Genomic DNA, 15,181 nt, shown 5'->3' with positions numbered 1-15,181 from the left:
CGTATGGGGGCTTTGACGAAAGCTGAGATGGCGGAACGTCTGTACGAAGAGTTGGGTCTGAACAAGCGCGAGGCCAAGGAATTGGTCGAGCTGTTTTTTGAAGAAATCAGGCACGCTCTGGAAGACAACGAACAGGTCAAATTGTCCGGTTTCGGCAATTTTGACCTGCGGGACAAACGCCAGCGGCCTGGCCGCAATCCAAAAACGGGAGAAGAAATCCCGATCACGGCTCGCCGTGTGGTCACTTTTCGTCCAGGGCAGAAGTTGAAGGCCCGAGTTGAGGCTTATGCTGGAACCAAGTCATAACGACGAGCTACCCGTCATCCCAGGCAAACGCTACTTCTCCATTGGTGAAGTCAGCGAGCTATGTGCGGTAAAACCGCACGTGCTGCGCTATTGGGAGCAGGAGTTTCCTCAACTCAACCCCGTCAAACGCACCGGGAACCGTCGGTATTATCAGCGCCAGGATGTGCTGATGATCCGACAGATCCGCGCGTTGCTGTACGACCAGGGGTTCACCATCAGCGGCGCACGCCAGCGTATGTCCGGTGATGAAGCCAAAGACGACACCACCCAATACAAGCAATTGATCCGCCAGATGATCTCCGAACTGGAAGATGTGCTGGTGGTTTTGAAAAAGTGAAACAAGCCTTTAAAATACTTCCACATTTCAAATGCTTGCGGTATATTCCTGATCGCTTCGTTACGAAGCGAACCCAGTTTCACGCCTAGTCGGGGCGTAGCGCAGTCCGGTAGCGCACTAGCATGGGGTGCTAGGGGTCGAGTGTTCGAATCACTCCGTCCCGACCATATTTTTTTAAAAAATCCAATCACTTAGCGGTGGTTGGATTTTTTTGTGTCTGCTGATTTTGTGCGAAAGAAAAATTTGCCCCCACTTTTGGCCCTACTCAGAATCCTACATTTCCGTCGTGTGAGAATTTGAGGAAGTGGTGATGATTAGGATGGGGAGTGCTGAACATCCGGAGCGATGTGACATTCAATCATCGACCTCCCTGATATCCAATGAGATGACTCCTTCGACTTGAGGCGTAGAACCAGGTTGCGGAAGCAGCTTCAGCATAGCGCGGGGAGGGTGCTTGCGCTTTTGGAGCCTCGCCCCAGCAACGGAGTTTATCTGGCGCCGAAGCTCGGGCAGGTCAGTCGCCTCGGGTTCTCCGGGAAGCTCTATCGCATCGCCTGGGCTCGATGTGTCAGGAGGGTAGCCCTGATCAAGCTCAATGGAGCGTTCCTCTTCTAATTGGGCTTCTGGTCGTACTGGGGTAGGGGTCATGGCCCTGTGAGCCTCGACTTCCTGTGCGGCTAGCTCTAGAGAGTTGGAAGGTCCGATTTCTGACGCGGAAGGTTGTGCAGGTTCTCCCTCCAAAATATTGGCCACACTGATTGCGATCTGCTCGTTGCTTGGTCGCGTAATGATTGCAGCCAGCTGCTTTTGCGATAGGTGCGTTAGTTTTGCAGTCCGTGCTAAAGCACTCTTGAGCACTGTTTCGTACGCTTTTTCGATTTCACGTTCTTTGGGTTCCGCGGGTGCCTGATGATGGCGGATATGTGCTTTTCGTGGAAGTCGATGGATCTCAGCGAGCGTTGGTTAATATAGAAAAACTCTAATTCACGCATACGGATTTTGGTGTTTACGCGATCAGTAGTGGAAGCAGGATAGCCTCCTGCTTCCACGAGTGGATTGCTAGTTAATGGGTTTGCTGATCAATCCCGGCCTGTAACGCCTGGCTATCACTGTGCCCGCCGACCCTCAGCGGTCCAAGGTTGAAGGCTTGATCCTTACGTATGGCGTCGTCCTGTTTCTGGGTCAATTCGTCCTTGGCGCCCAGCACCAGGTTGACCGGTGACTTCGACAGGTTCAGCCCGACATCCGCTCGGTAATCGCTGCCGGCCAACGTCGTTGCCGTGACCTTGGAACCACCCAGGTCGACCTTGCCCTGGTCCGCGCTGATCCGGGCGCCAGTCAGGTGGGTTTCGCCACTCACCTGCAGGTTGACGCCTTGCGTGCGGATGCCCGACGCTTGAGTGACGCTGTCTTTCACCACATGGCTGACGTCCAGGTTCAACGTCGGGGTGTAGGACGTGTTGCCGCTCTTGTCGCCGAACAGCACGTTTTCGGTGGTATTGGCCATCGAACTGCCGGTGGTGTTTTTGCCGTTGACGGCGTAGCTGTCAGTGGTTTTTGGCCAGGCCTTTTCCTTGAGGTCGGACAGGCGAGTGCCCACGGCATCCTTCTTGTCCGCCAGGTAAGCCTTGGCTTTGTCCACGCTCGTACCGAAGGCGCCGCGGGGCTCGGGGTTCACGTCGTAGCTACCGCTGCGGGTGAGTTTTTCGCCCAGGCGTTCCTTGGCGTTGCCAACGCTGTTGACCACGCTGTCCTTGGCCGAGGCCAGGTGCTCGGTGCCCTTGTCCACGGCGTTCTCGAGCTTTTCGCGGTGCTTGTCAAACGCGCCCTCGGTCTTGGCTTGCACCTTGTCCTTGAGCGGGCCGCTGGCCTTGGCCAGTTTGTTGACCACGCCGGGCTGGTTTTTCTCGACATCAAGCTTGGCGTCGACGTTGACCTGGGTGCTGCTGACTTGATCTTTGCGGCTCTCGACGACGAGGTCGCCGCCGACATTGCCACTGACCTGATCGGCTTCAATTCGCGCGCCGGCCAGATGGGTGTCACCGGCACTGTTGATCACCACCTTATTCGCCTTGATCAGGCTGTCGTGCTGGGTGGTGCCTTGCAGGTGATCCACGTCGACCTTGGCCCGCGCATTGATGCCGTGCTGGGTCTTGGGGGTGTCATGTTCACCGGCGTCGGCCAGGGTGGTTTTGCCGCCGCTGCCGCCTGCGCCCAGGGTCACGCCCCAGCTGTTATGCGCCTGGGTCGATTGCGCCGACTCTTGCAGGATGCCGCCGTTTTGCGCATCCAGATTGACGCTGTCAGCCACCACCTGAGTGCCTTGCAGGTGGATCGCATCCGCCGCGTTGGCGCCGCTGGTGAGGCTCACTTTGCCGTTGCTGTGCAACTGCCCGACGCTAACGCCTTGGTCGTTTTCGGCGACTTTGCCGATGTTGAAATTGGCGCTCAGGCTGCCGGTGGTGCCGCTGCTTTCAGCGCTGCTGGTCTTGCCGGCCCCGACCGTCAGGCCGCCGCCCAGGTTGCTGCCGCTGCTCACGTGCGTAGCGGTGGCCGCTTGCAGATTCAGCTTGCCGCCAGCGTTGAGGCTGATGTCACCGGTCTTCGCGGTGCTGCTGCCGGCCTGAGTGCCCTGCAGGGTCATGTCGCCACCGCTGCTGAGTTGGATCGGGCCGTTGCCCTGCAGCGTCGCGACACGCGCCTGGCTGTCCTGGGTGTTCAGGCGCTTGTCGTCCAGTTGCACGCCGGCACCGAGGCTGGCGTTCGTACCGTTGCTGCCCGGGGCCGTGCCCACGGTCATAGAACCGCTGCCGCGCAGGCTGTTATTGGTGTTGCTTTGGGTATCGTTGGCCTGGTTCAGCGCCAATTCGCCACCGGCTTTGAGGTTGACGCCCGCCTGGCCGCCGTTGAATTGGCTGCCTTCATAACGCGCGTCGCCTTGGGTCTCGATGTTCACACCCTGGGCCCCGGCGTAGCTGCCGACTACCGCCGTGCTGCTGGATTCGCGCCCATCGCTGCTGCCGCCTGCGCCATTGCCGCGCACGTTCAAGTCTTCACCGGTGGTGGTGTAGACGCGCACGCCCACTTTGGCGTCAACGCCTTGCTCGCTGCTGGTGCGGGTGTTGGCGGCCGTCGTGGCGAGGTGCTCGCCGGCGTTGATCTTCAGCCCGCCCTCACTGGCGCGGTACTGGGTGCCTTCATCTTTCACGGTGTTGGCGACATTGACCTGCACCGTGCTACCGCTGAACTGGCTGACCACGGCGGTACTGTCCTGCTGTGTGCGGGTCTTGTTGGTATGGCCGACTTCCACATCGAGTCCGACATTCGGTTGCTCGAAGGCATCCAGCAGGCCGGGCTGATGGAATTTGGCCTGGGCCACGCCGTCGACGGCTTTTTCGATCGGCCGGGTGATGCCTTTGTATTCAACATTGGCGCCGACGTCGGCGGTCCAACCGTTCTCTTTGTGGGTGCCGGTCTCGGTGTTATGCGCCGCCTGGTTATCGACCTGCGCCGCGTTGACCTGCAACTCAGAACCGGCCTTCACCTGCGCGCCCTGGCTGGTCAGGGTGTTGCCGGCGTTGATCGTCAGCGTGCCGGCCGACGCCACGCTGCTGGTTTGCGCGGTGGTTTTGTGGCTGGTGTCATTGCTGCTCTGGTGGCTGAACTGCGCACCATTGCCGGCTCGGTCCAGGCCGCCGGTGTAATACACGCCGCCAGCGGTGGTGGTGGTGTCGGTTTGGCTACGGGTGCTGTCATCGGTCGCCAACAGCTCGACGTTTTTGCCGCTCACGGTCGCATCGCCCTGGGTCGCCTTTAGCTCGGAACCCTTGATGCTCACGTCGCCACCGGCCGTGACGGCCAGGCTGCCGCCGCTGAGGCTGGAAGCTTGCTGCTGGGTGGTGTCGGTCTTGCTGGCGTGCTGCTGGTCTGCATAGTTCACACCCGCGCGGTACTGGCGCGTGCCGTCGGCGGTTTCCTTGGCGTAGCCATCGAAACCCCGCGTGTGAGTGCTGGTAGTGGTGTGAGAGGTGTTTTCAGCCGACGCGACTTTGATGTCACCCTTGGCATTCGCTTGCAGTTCGCCTGCCGCAGAGACCTTGGAGCCGCTGACGCTGATGTTTTTGGCGCTTTGCAGTTTGAGGTTGCTGTCCGAGCGCAGGTTGCTGGCGACGACGGTGCTGTCCTTGAGGTTCTTGCGGCTTTCATCCTTGGAGATACCAAAGAACTTGCTGTCGTTGCTGTAGCTATTGTCGTGGGAGGTGTCTTGCACGCCGTCGATCACCAGCGAGCCTTTGTCGCTGATGACGCTGGCCTGTTGGCCACCACGCGCCTGGCTGCCGCTGATGCGCACGTCGTCCGCCTTGACGATCAGCTTGCCATCGGCATTGACCTTGCTGCCGGTGTTCAGGGTCTTGCCCTTATCGCCATCGCCGTTCTTGCCGAAGAAACTGCCGCCAGTCAGGTCGCCGGAGTAAGCGTTGTCGCTGCTGCTCTGGGTACGGCTGGCGCTGGTGATGTCGACTTGCCGAGCGGCCAATTGAATATCGCCCGCAGATTTCAGTTCGGCGCCTTGCAGTTGCAGTTTTTGCTGGCTGGTCAGTTCCAGGGCTTTGCCGGCCTTGAGGCTGCTGGTGACGCTGCGCTGTTCGCTGCTGGACTTGTCCCAGTTGGCTTTCCACAGGTGCTTGCGGTGGTTGCCCTGGTCGCGGGTTTCGTGGGTCTCGGTGGCGGCGCTCAGTTGCAGGTCGGCGCCGCTGTCGACGCGCAATGCGTCGCCTGCTTCGACCTTGCTGGCCTTGATCTCGGTGTTGGCGCCGGACGACAGCGTGGCATTTTGTTGTGCGACGACGTTGTTGGCGTGCTGACGCGAGTCCTTGTCGGTGGTGGTGCGGTCATAGGTTTCGTAGGTGAACAGGAAGTTGCTGTTGTTCCACTGCTCACGTTTTTCCTGAAGCTTTTTGCTTTCCAGGCTGCTGAGAGTGAGGTTGCGGCCGGCGTCGAGCTTGACGTTGCGTCCGCCGACGTCGGTGGCGGCGAGGCTCAAGTCTTTGGCACTGTGCAAGTCGACATCGCCCTGGCGGCTCTGCACACCGGCGCGGGTGGCGTCGAGGCTGTTGGCGTGGACCTGGCCGCTGATATCGAGGTCGCCGGCCGAGCTGACCTTCACCCCATCACGGCCCTCGACTTGCACCGCGCCCACGCGCACCCCGGCACCTTCGGCGGTGCTGATGATATTGATACGGCCGGCCTGCATTGCCCCGAACAGGCGGGCGTCGATACGCTGGTCCTGGGTTTTGCTCGCCGGGTCGACCTGGCGCACCTGGCCGCTGGCGTAGTCGACCTGATTGCGGCCGACCGTGAGGTTCAATTGGTCACGCGCACTGAGGCGCCCCTCGCTGTCGATACGCGGCGCGATCAGGTTGATCGAACCCGCGCCGTTTTGCAGGCCCTGGCCCTGCACCGTCAGGTGGCCGCTTGCATCGCGAGTGTTCAAGCCTTGCAGCTTGCCGTCGTTGAGCTCAGGGCGGCCCACTACGAGGTTGGCATTTGGGGTGTTGATGAAACTGCCGCCGTTGACGGAAATGCCATTGGGGTTGGCCAGCACATAATCGGCAGCCCGGCCAAAAACCTCCTGAGCGCCGTTGATGGCCGAGGCGTTGCGGCTCACCACTTCGTTGAGGATCACGCTCGCCGCCTGGCCCTGGAACTGCGGGTTGGCAGCCAGCTGCCCGGCGAGTTGCGATTGACCAGCCTGCAAGGCGTTATTCAACACCACGCCCTGGCGGTCGACGTTGTAGTCCAGGAACTGGTTATGGGACAGACCGCCGGCATTCGGCGCGACGATGTTGACGATGGGCACGCCGCCCTGGTTTTGCAGCTGCGGCGTACCGCCAGGCCCTTCGACGACGGTTAAGCCACCGGCCAGGACCAGCTGCGGTAGCAGGAACAGGCTGGCGATGGCCCAGCGCAGTTTGCCCTGGGGTGAAAGGTGAAATGTATGGGTGTCAGTCGGCATAAATAAATTCGCTCTGTGTTGGCTGATCCGCGACGTGCGTTGTTCGTTGCAACGCTGCTGTGGTGGTCAGGTACGGCGGTTAACTCAGGCTAAACAGGTGTTGCTCAAATCTGTACGCTAAGGCGCGTCAGCCAGACCTCCGGCTCCTGGCCAAACCCAGCGGGCGTGTTGAGGTTGCGTTGGTAATCGAGGTCCAGTTGCACGTTTTTCCAGCTCAGGTTGAGCCCGGCACTGGCACCGCTCAGGCGCAGGCTTTGAGCGCCGTGTTCGCGCTTGATCCAGCCGTTGTCCAGGCCCAGGCGCGGGGTGATTTTTACCGGCAGGTCGCTGGTGAGCGGCAGGCGCAAGGTGTTGCGCCATACCGCGCCGATGGCCCCGGACGCGATGTTTTCGCGGTAGCCACGCACCGCCGAATCGTCGGTGCCCAGCAGTTGTTCGATGGCAGGCAACGCATCCGGGCTGTATTGCGCCGACAGCTGGCTCTGCCACTGCCACGGTTGCCCCAGCCATTGGCCGTTGCGCCATTGGGTGAGGTTGGCGCGGTACTTATGGAATTGCGCCTGGGGCAGGTTTTTTTGCGTTTGGTCAGCATCACGGTCGGCGCCGAACCATGTCAGGCCTTGGGCGTAATTGACGTCGAGGTTCCACACTGCGCTGTTGAGCCAGAACAGATTCAGGCCAGCCTCGGCCACTGTCAGCGTCGGGCTCTGGATACCTAAGCGAACCTTTTGCAGGTAGCTGTCGACGTCCTTGTAGGCCAGTTGCAGGTTGGCGCTGAGTTGATGGCCCTGGTCGCGCCACAGCACGCGGTCGGTGCGCAAACTGACCTGGTCAGTACGGCCGCTGTTGTAAAACGTGGCGCGGCTGAGCTTGAACGGCGAGCGGTATTCGTTGTGGCTGGCGAACAGGCTGTAGGTCCAGTACCCGTAAGGGATGGAATAAAACAGGCTGTTGCTGCGGCTGTAGCGCGGCCCGTGGTTGAGCGTGTCGCTGAAGCTCAGGTTGAGCGAATCGTTGAGCTTGAGCGGGCTGTCCAGGCTCAGGTTGATGGCATTGCGATCACGCCCCGTGCCGGCACTGCCGAGGTTATCCACTCCAAGCCCCAGCCCCCAGCGTGACGCCGTGCTGCGCGAGCGCAGGATGATGCGCGAGGCGCCAGCTTCATTGCCAGGGGCGATGTCGGCGGTGAGGTCCACCGAACGCAGGCGGTTGAGCTGGTCCAGGCCTTGTTCCAAATCGCGCAGGTTCAGCGGCTTGCCGAGCATCCCGGGGAACGCGCCGCCTAACGACACCGGCAGGCTCTGGTCGGCCAGTTCGATGGCTTCGAGGTAGCCCTCTTCGACGTGAATATCCAGCGACTGTCCGGCCGCCGGTGGGCTGATCAGGTACGGGCGGCTGGCGATATAGCCGGCTTGCACATACAGCTGGGTGATCTCGGCCAGCAGGCGGTTGATCTGGGTGACGCCCATGCAGGGCGCCACGTAGGGTTCGATGCGTTTGTTCAGCTCAGCCTTGCTGAACAGCGTGATTCCGGCCAGGCGCGTGCCACTTAGCGGCCAGCAGCGTTCATCTTTGGCGATGTCTGTTGGCAAGGCCGGCGTGGCCGCTTGCGTACCGAAACTACCGCGTTGCAGTTGCCGTTGGCGCTGCTCCAGGTGTAATTGCTGCAAGTCGCGCTGCTGTTGCTGCTGCAAGCGCAGCGCTTCCTGGCCCGCTTGCGGCCCATCGGCGGCGGCCGGCAGCGCGCACAGGCAGAGCAGGGCGACGCCCAGGCTCTGGATACAATACTGGCGTTGGGTTGAGGGCTGATTCGGCACTCGACATCCTTAACGTAGAAATACGTACAATCCATACCCATTAGCCAAACGGTGAACTCAGGGATTTTGCACAGTTGAGCCATCATTAAACTGTTTGTTACATCAGTGGCAGGACTTTTTACGTAAAACGTGGGGAATGCCGCGTTATTCACAAAATAAATGCATAGAGGTGGTGCGGGAGGGCCAGGCGACAACTCGTTTGGGCGTTTCATGAGGCGATTTCTGCCCTCATTCTGCTGACTCACCGATCAACCCTGCTTTTCAGACGTATTTACCCCTTTGCCTTTTACAAAAGCCGCTGGGCCTAGCATCAGGTTGTTCAATACAAACAGCTGAACATCGGCATTCTGTTCTCTACTCTCCTCCAGGCACCGGTAGCGAATCTTGCGCTTGCCCCGTTACTGCACGCGGCCTTCGCCGTGATGCTTGTAACTGGTTGGCCGCGCACCATTTGCCAAGACAACGTCCTGTTCAGCCTGCTCCGCTTGCTTGGTAACATCGAGCGCATATGCCCGATGTAGTGCGCGCGGTTAAGGGTGTCCCCTTTCGCCCCATAGCTGCCCTTGATGTATGTGTGTTGTCGCCATATGTTATTGGCATTCATGGAGGATTCTGACTGATGGCACGTGTGGGATTGATACTGACACCCGGTTTTGCGGACTGGGAATACGCTTTCATTGCTGGAACTGCGTCTCCGTTTTACGGGATCGATGTCAGGTTTTTCGCTTCTGCTACGGGGCAGTTTCGCTCGCAGGGTGGATTGGCGGTAACGGTCGAGAGCAGTTTGCAACAATGTCTGGACTGGAAACCGGACGTTGTAGTCGTGATTGGAGGAGTGGTCTGGGAACGTGCAGAAGCACCTGATATTCGGGAGTTTCTTCATGCTAGTCGTGCAAGTGGAGCGACAATTGCCGGTATCTGTGGGGGAACGCTGGCACTTGCCAGGGCCAGCCTTCTCGACACCGTTCCTCATACATCGAACAGCGCTGACTTCCTGCAGCAGAATGCCATGGGTTATGAGGGGGGCACGCTTTATCGAAGCAGCCCAGTAGCTGTGGTTGCAGACCGCATCATAACTGCTCCAGGCCCTGCACCCGTTAGCTTCACCTGCGCAGTGTTCGAAGCTGCCGGGCTATCTTCCGAGACCACTTCTCAATTCAGATCAATGTTGGCAGCGGAACATCGGTGACTGCGTCATCCTACAAAACAGCCGGTTAGGTGATGTGTTCGGATGGCCGCTCATGGGCGATTTCTGCCTGTCATGAGGGGCAGCATTCGGCCCGAAGCGGACTTAGGCTTGGTCCGCCTCGAGGCCACGACTCAGAACGCCAGAGCTTTTCGCGCCCCTAAAGTTGCATTACTGCGAGCGCCCTGCGCAGGGGCTCGTCGGATATCTGGATAGGACCATGAAATGGCACGTCCATGTCCAAAACAAGGTAAACGGAAGCCGCAATGAGCAATGACGAGATAATGAACATTCCGATCACCATCGAATTACGGGGAGCGCGGTATCCAAAACTGGCGAAAATGAGCGTCAACCAGGCAACAAGCATCCCAATCAGCGGGCCAGGAATCGCTCCCTCTGACTGCTCTACGATCCTCCAGCGTTGCTCGATGAGCGAATGATATTGCTGACGAATATCCTGAAGCATCGTTTCATGGTAGCGGTCCGGGGGCATTATAAGAGCCAAAGACTTGCCGATATCATCCAGGTATTTAGCCGCCTCGCTGTTACGATGCTGCAGCGCCTCGTCTCCCCGATACGGGGTCTCGATAGCACGCTCAAGATAGAGGATCAGACGGTTTCGGGTGTCTTGTGCCGCATCGCCATAGCCCCGCAGTGTCCGATCAAAAATGATCATGCTGGTTGCATATCCATGGAAGTTTGCATCAATGGACTCGAAAGTGTTTTTGGCAGAATTGATCATCAAACCAAAGACCAGCGATGTCATAACCACAAAAATGTTGGCTACTAGACGAATTACGGAGTTAGTGTCGTCATCCCTGTGGCGGGATGCCAGCTTTGGGTACCAGTGCATCATGAGAAGCGAGGCAGCAACGAGGCACCCAAAAATGGCCAGTGCTATCCAGAGAGAGTTCATTTATCAGCGCCCTGATCAATTGGAGTCAAGTCTTGAAGGATAGACCGTTGGCGGTTCTCTCCGAATTCTGCTCGGCAGATACCGCGTTTGCACTCCGGGAATGCCCCCCATATTGGTATGAACGCCAACGCTGATCATCGGTAGATATTGGTCGAGCTCTGCCAATCGTTAGAGGCAACAGATCAGGACCGTCTGCTTATGGCCGAGAAAAGCCATTCATGAACAGCGACTCCAGGCCTCGGCTGATCTAGCAATGAAAGAGCTTTTCAACCAAGCTCGCCTCCAGCGGTGAGAGCTCCAGCGACAATAGCTACGCAGCTCCCGCCAGAGCCGGGGTCAGCGCCGCAGGCGTATTCCAGGGGGCATCGGCCCAAGCTCCGCTGCCGGGCGTCAGCAACTGGCGCAGATGCTGCTCATGGAATGCTTCGCCCAGCGAGTCGACGCGAAACGCCGCCACCCACTGCTCGCGCCCTTGCTGATAGGCCTTGCCGAATTCCTCCCAACTGTCGAAACAGTCCTGCGCCCGCTGTGCATTGAGCAGCAGCACACGCCAGGCGAGGTCGGGCTCGAGCCAACGCATCAGCAGCGCACAACGGACCAGAAACGCCACCCGAACGCAGGCAAAGGCCATGGCCGCACGCGGCTCATCACCGGTTATCAGCGCCTGCAGGTCGAGGTTGTACCACTGCTGTTCGAGGGTCGCACTGAAGTGCGACCGCACGGCTTCGTCATTGCAATTGCTGCGTATCCCGGCCTGGTGTAACAACGCTGCCCGTAAAATCGTCTGTGCTTGCTCGGTGAAGTGATCGCACGCCGACGAGTAGAAACCCTCGACTTCCATCGCATCAGCCATGGGCCTGGCCAGCAGCAGCGACCAGTGCCTGCGTTGGCTGAACAACTGGGCGCCACGCGGTCTGAATGCTCGCCACAACATCCAGGCTGAAACAACAACTGCGATAAGCAAAAACATCCCGCTCTCCTTACCTTGCCCGGGCCTGCCAGGCCAGGATTTCCTCGGCCATTGGCGAGGTCATTTCAGGCCACGGCACACCTTCGGTGAGGTACAACGGGTCTTTGGGCTGACGCTCAATGTATTTGCTGAAAATGTGCCGGATGGCGTACTTGACCGACACCGCCTTCGGGGCAGCCTGCAGGAATTGCTGCGGCTGACGCCCGGCGACCAGCCATTCGACCATGGCGGATGGCGCATCGAGGCGCTCATAAAGTTGCGGATATCGGGCTACCAGGCGAGTCTGGGCGGTCGGGTCGTTGACCTCCTCGATACGCAGCCAGCCGGCTTCGGTACGCACGATGCCGATGGCGATACAGTCGGCGGGTGTCTGCTGGTCGGTGTCCAGAGCATTCAGGCACTGCAGCAGGTCCTGGTAATAGCGCTCCACCGGAGGCCGGTTTTGCTTACCCTTTACCTGCTCGACCGTCAAGGTGCCGTCGGCCTGGACGATCAGGCTGATGGTGATGTGTGGCTGGCCCTGACTGTCACGCAAACTGAACACGCGCATGCGCTGCTGTTCGACCGCTTCGGCATAGCGCTCGCCGTAGCCGCCAGTCAAGGCGCGGCGATCGGCGAACTGGCCCAGACAGTGGCGCATCACGTAGCTTTCAAAGGCCATTTCCGCGCGCAGCAAGGAGCTTTCGGGACGCAGTTCCTGCAATACGTGCTCAGCGGTGTTCACCCGCGCAAGCAAGGCCTCGGGCTGGCTCTGGCGCCAGCCTTGTTCGACACGCGCCGCCATCTGCGCGTGTTCCTTTTGCCACAGCATCAACGCCTGGGGGCAGTTGATGCGTTCGAGCTTGCCCGCCAGTGCTGTGCCCTGACGCGAGGTCAGGAACTCCACCAGCAAGGCTTCCAGCGCCAGCAATGGCGCCTGCTGCGGATCGACCCAGACCAGCGGGGCAAGTGAATCTTTTTTTGCATCGCTCAAATGCCCAACCACCCAGGACGGCGGCTCGGCTCCCAATGCCTCGATAGCCTGCTCCATGCTCAGGATTCGCCGCGCAGGCTCGAAATTGCCGACCAGATGACGGTAAAAATGGTTGAGCAACCATTTGCCCACCTCTGGCGCATCACCTCGGGCCTTGCTGCGCTCGGCAATGCCACGCTTGAGTTGATCGGCATTGAGTGCGTTGCGCGGGGCATAACCGGACGTTCGCAGCTCCGGTGTCACTTCCATATCTGCCACCAGGCTTTGCCGGCCGGTTTTGCCGGCGCCTGCAGTTCGGCGATGCACTGGCGGATCATTTCATTGTTTCCCCGATCAACTTCGTTGTTCGGATCACTGCGCAGAATGGAGCGCTGATAATAGGCCACGGCCTCTGCCTTGCGCTCGAGCCCCTTGAGCACATCGCCGGCACAAGCCAGCAGAGAGGATTCAGAGCGTTCATCGATGACCGGCGCGTAACGTAACCACAGGTTAGTGGCCGCCTCCGGCAGGCTGTATGACAGGTACATGGCAATTTTCATCCGTGCGAACAGCGGCGAGTACTCCAGGTCCTTGTCGCTGATTTCGCGCTCTTCCTGCCATTTGAGAATGCGCTCCAGCCAGATCAGAATCTCGCGCTCGCGGTCCAGTCGAAACAGGGCGCGGGTGACGTCCTGTATGTAATCTTCCGGGTCGTGGCGGCCGTAGCCATAGTCGGCTGCGTAGTGCCATAGCTGCTCGGCGGCTTCGGCGATGCCTGGGTTATCGTTCAGCAGAATACGATTTTCGAGGATGCCCTGATAATGTTCGGCGAACGGGCTGGCGGCGATGCCACGGGTATGCAACTCAAGTGCTTGACCCATGAGTTTGTCGTTGTAGCAGCGGTAATTGATCGCCAGGTTGTTGCACAGCATTGAGTACAGGTGTGCGCAGGCATCGTAGCGGTGTCCGCGGCCGCTGGCGAAGCACTGCTCCATACGGGCCTGGCCATGTTCGTAGGCAACCTTTTGCACTTCCCGCAGCCGCCACCAGACCGAATCTGCCTCCTCGCTGGAAAGCTTCTCGACATGCGTTTCGACCAAGCTTTCAAGGGAAGTCGCAAAATTGTAGTAGTACATGCCACTGGCCAATAGCGGCAAGGGTTGGCGCAAGGCATCGAATATGCCGAACGCACTGGCGTGGGCGCTGAACAGGCTGTAGACGCTGCGGTGGTCCTGCAGATCGCCGGCCGAAACCGCCTCGCGTAGCATCGTCAGTTCGGTGTTGGCGTCGATGCGCCCGGCCTGACGTTCACGTACCGCCACCAGACGAGTGATCCACGGGTGATTCGGCGCGCGTCGCCGGGCTTCTGCAAGGGCCAGGCTGAAGACGTTGTCAATTTGCTCAAGGTCATCGCGCGCGTCATGCAGTGCATCGAGCAGCGGGCCCATGGACGGGGTCGACTCGTCCCGCCATGGCAGGCCGGAAGTGAAGCGCTCCAGCACTCTCTGATCATCACAGGCACGTATCACGCACAACGGCCACCACGCTGACTGGTCCTCGGCATCGAGCAGGCGATCGTGGACCCAGTAGGCCGTGCCCGGCCACATTTCGCCGCGCATTTCATAGATTTCCATGAATGCACGTTGCCCGGCGTCGTCGATTTGGCCGTTTTCAAGCAGCCATGGCAAATGGAAGTCAACGAAGTTGTCACCGCCGCCGGACTCCAGGCTCAGGGTCGCCACTTCACAGATTTTCAAAGCACCGGCGAGGTCGCCCTGGGCCTGCAATGAACGGGCGGCCAGACGTGCCAGGCGCACTTCCCATTCTCGGCGCTGGGGCAGCGACAATTCGGCGATCAATCGCACAACCGGCTGTTCGAACATCGCCAGGCGCAATGGAACGATTTCGATCAGCGCATCGCCCAGCCACAGCCAGTCGTTACCGTCGACATCCTGATCTTCGCCAGCGGTGCGTAACGCGGCAATTGCCGCCAGCGCGGCTTCACGAGCCTCTTCGTCGCGTTCATGGGCGGCCAGCGCCTGGGCCCGTCGCTGGTGTTGATCGGCATCGTCCCAGGCTCGCAGTGCATGACGGTCGGGGTTGATCAGGGCAAGGGTGTGACGCACTTCGATGGTCTTCAGGGCGACGTCGAGGGTGGCGTGTTGGAGATCTTCGAAAATGCGGTAGCGCCGGTACTGCTCGATGTCGAACGGCAGCGGCTCGTTGATCAATTGCTGAAGGTTGTCGAGCGCCTGAAGCAGGCCCTGCTCGTCTTTGAAGTAGTTGCCCAGACGCAGTTGGTAGATCAGCAGGTTGACCTTGAGTTCGTTGCGCTCATCATCAGGCGTAGCCTCGATCAGTGCCTGGCCGTCGTCAGCCAGTACCGCCCTGGCCGCGTCTGCATCACCCGCGTTGACCCACAGCACGTGCAGCCGTCCGATCGACTCCAGCGAGGTTGCCTTGAGCGGTTGGCCGCGCAGCTGGCCCAACAGGTAGTCGACACCATGTTCCTGATGCTCGACCTCAAGACGGTCCATGAATTGATCCAGCTGGATGCCCGACAGCACGGTGCTGCTTTGCGTCATTGTGAACTCCATTTGCGAATGACTGTGCATCGCCCGATGCGTCCTGCGTCGGTGCCCTCGAGTGGGGCAACGGTTCTCGTGCAGGTCACGAATGAC

At 59.7% G+C, this 15,181-nt stretch carries 9 protein-coding genes, 1 tRNA gene and 1 pseudogene; 4 read left to right on the top strand and 7 right to left on the bottom strand.

All coding sequences use genetic code 11. The features are described 5' to 3' along the window. Nucleotides 1-3: 3 nt before the first annotated feature. The 3 genes from ihfA to HBR94_RS05420 all read left to right on the top strand — a co-directional run bounded on the left by ihfA (nt 4) and on the right by HBR94_RS05420 (nt 810). Nucleotides 4-306 (top strand): integration host factor subunit alpha, encoded by a 303-nt coding sequence (gene ihfA / locus HBR94_RS05430; RefSeq protein ID WP_002553164.1) that lies wholly within the window; start codon nt 4-6, stop codon nt 304-306. Beyond that, nucleotides 287-643 (top strand): MerR family transcriptional regulator, encoded by a 357-nt coding sequence (locus HBR94_RS05425; protein WP_170044347.1) that lies wholly within the window; start codon nt 287-289, stop codon nt 641-643. Before ihfA ends, HBR94_RS05425 begins: the two co-directional genes overlap by 20 nt. 90 nt (nt 644-733) lie before the next feature. Next, nucleotides 734-810: transfer RNA gene (locus HBR94_RS05420), tRNA-Pro, on the top strand. A 741-nt stretch (nt 811-1,551) separates the two neighbouring features. Here the strand turns inward: HBR94_RS05420 and HBR94_RS28550 are convergent. The 3 genes and pseudogenes from HBR94_RS28550 to HBR94_RS05410 all read right to left on the bottom strand — a co-directional run. Beyond that, nucleotides 1,552-1,635 (bottom strand): annotated as a pseudogene (locus HBR94_RS28550) (phosphate ABC transporter ATP-binding protein); the annotation flags it as partial. Between the two features lie 71 nt (nt 1,636-1,706). Then, on the bottom strand, nt 1,707-6,659 hold the full coding sequence (locus HBR94_RS05415) for a hemagglutinin repeat-containing protein (RefSeq protein ID WP_170044346.1): 4,953 nt from the start codon (nt 6,657-6,659) through the stop codon (nt 1,707-1,709). Nucleotides 6,660-6,763: 104 nt separating this feature from the next. Continuing rightward, complete coding sequence (locus tag HBR94_RS05410) at nt 6,764-8,431, bottom strand: ShlB/FhaC/HecB family hemolysin secretion/activation protein (protein WP_178112795.1); 1,668 nt, start codon at nt 8,429-8,431, stop codon at nt 6,764-6,766. Between the two features lie 664 nt (nt 8,432-9,095). Here HBR94_RS05410 and HBR94_RS05405 point away from each other — a divergent pair. Then, the gene (locus tag HBR94_RS05405) at nt 9,096-9,665 is read left to right on the top strand and encodes a DJ-1/PfpI family protein (protein WP_169960199.1); all 570 of its coding nucleotides are present in this window, start codon (nt 9,096-9,098) and stop codon (nt 9,663-9,665) included. 157 nt (nt 9,666-9,822) lie between these two features. Here HBR94_RS05405 and HBR94_RS05400 read toward each other — a convergent pair whose 3' ends face one another. From HBR94_RS05400 to HBR94_RS05385, 4 genes are all read right to left on the bottom strand, one after another. Continuing rightward, nucleotides 9,823-10,578, bottom strand: a complete 756-nt coding sequence (locus HBR94_RS05400; protein ID WP_057445017.1) for a DUF4239 domain-containing protein — start codon at nt 10,576-10,578, stop codon at nt 9,823-9,825. A 310-nt stretch (nt 10,579-10,888) separates the two neighbouring features. Next, nucleotides 10,889-11,548 carry a DUF1266 domain-containing protein gene (locus HBR94_RS05395; protein ID WP_170044344.1) on the bottom strand — a complete coding sequence of 220 codons (660 nt, stop codon included), beginning with the start codon at nt 11,546-11,548 and terminating at the stop codon, nt 10,889-10,891. Between the two features lie 10 nt (nt 11,549-11,558). Continuing rightward, on the bottom strand, nt 11,559-12,770 hold the full coding sequence (locus HBR94_RS05390) for a hypothetical protein (RefSeq protein ID WP_170044343.1): 1,212 nt from the start codon (nt 12,768-12,770) through the stop codon (nt 11,559-11,561). Continuing rightward, nucleotides 12,761-15,085, bottom strand: coding sequence for a hypothetical protein (locus HBR94_RS05385; protein WP_170044342.1), 2,325 nt, complete (start codon nt 15,083-15,085; stop codon nt 12,761-12,763). The genes HBR94_RS05390 and HBR94_RS05385 overlap by 10 nt, the downstream gene beginning before the upstream one ends. Nucleotides 15,086-15,181 lie beyond the last annotated feature (96 nt).

The sequence above is a fragment of the Pseudomonas sp. WS 5412 genome (genome assembly GCF_012985615.1).
Classification (GTDB): domain Bacteria; phylum Pseudomonadota; class Gammaproteobacteria; order Pseudomonadales; family Pseudomonadaceae; genus Aquipseudomonas; species Aquipseudomonas shahriarae.
Note: the sequence above shows the minus strand (reverse complement) of the source record. Positions and strands in the feature narration are given on the sequence as shown.

What these genes read in the sequence shown, in the direction of transcription:
- HBR94_RS05425 (WP_170044347.1), top strand. Translation starts at nt 287, where the DNA reads ATGCTGGAACCAAGTCATAACGACGAGCTACCCGTCATCCCAGGCAAA.
- ihfA (WP_002553164.1), top strand. Translation starts at nt 4, where the DNA reads ATGGGGGCTTTGACGAAAGCTGAGATGGCGGAACGTCTGTACGAAGAG.
- HBR94_RS05415 (WP_170044346.1), bottom strand. Translation starts at nt 6,659, where the DNA reads ATGCCGACTGACACCCATACATTTCACCTTTCACCCCAGGGCAAACTG.
- HBR94_RS05405 (WP_169960199.1), top strand. Translation starts at nt 9,096, where the DNA reads ATGGCACGTGTGGGATTGATACTGACACCCGGTTTTGCGGACTGGGAA.
- HBR94_RS05395 (WP_170044344.1), bottom strand. Translation starts at nt 11,548, where the DNA reads ATGTTTTTGCTTATCGCAGTTGTTGTTTCAGCCTGGATGTTGTGGCGA.
- HBR94_RS05400 (WP_057445017.1), bottom strand. Translation starts at nt 10,578, where the DNA reads ATGAACTCTCTCTGGATAGCACTGGCCATTTTTGGGTGCCTCGTTGCT.
- HBR94_RS05390 (WP_170044343.1), bottom strand. Translation starts at nt 12,770, where the DNA reads ATGGAAGTGACACCGGAGCTGCGAACGTCCGGTTATGCCCCGCGCAAC.
- HBR94_RS05385 (WP_170044342.1), bottom strand. Translation starts at nt 15,085, where the DNA reads ATGACGCAAAGCAGCACCGTGCTGTCGGGCATCCAGCTGGATCAATTC.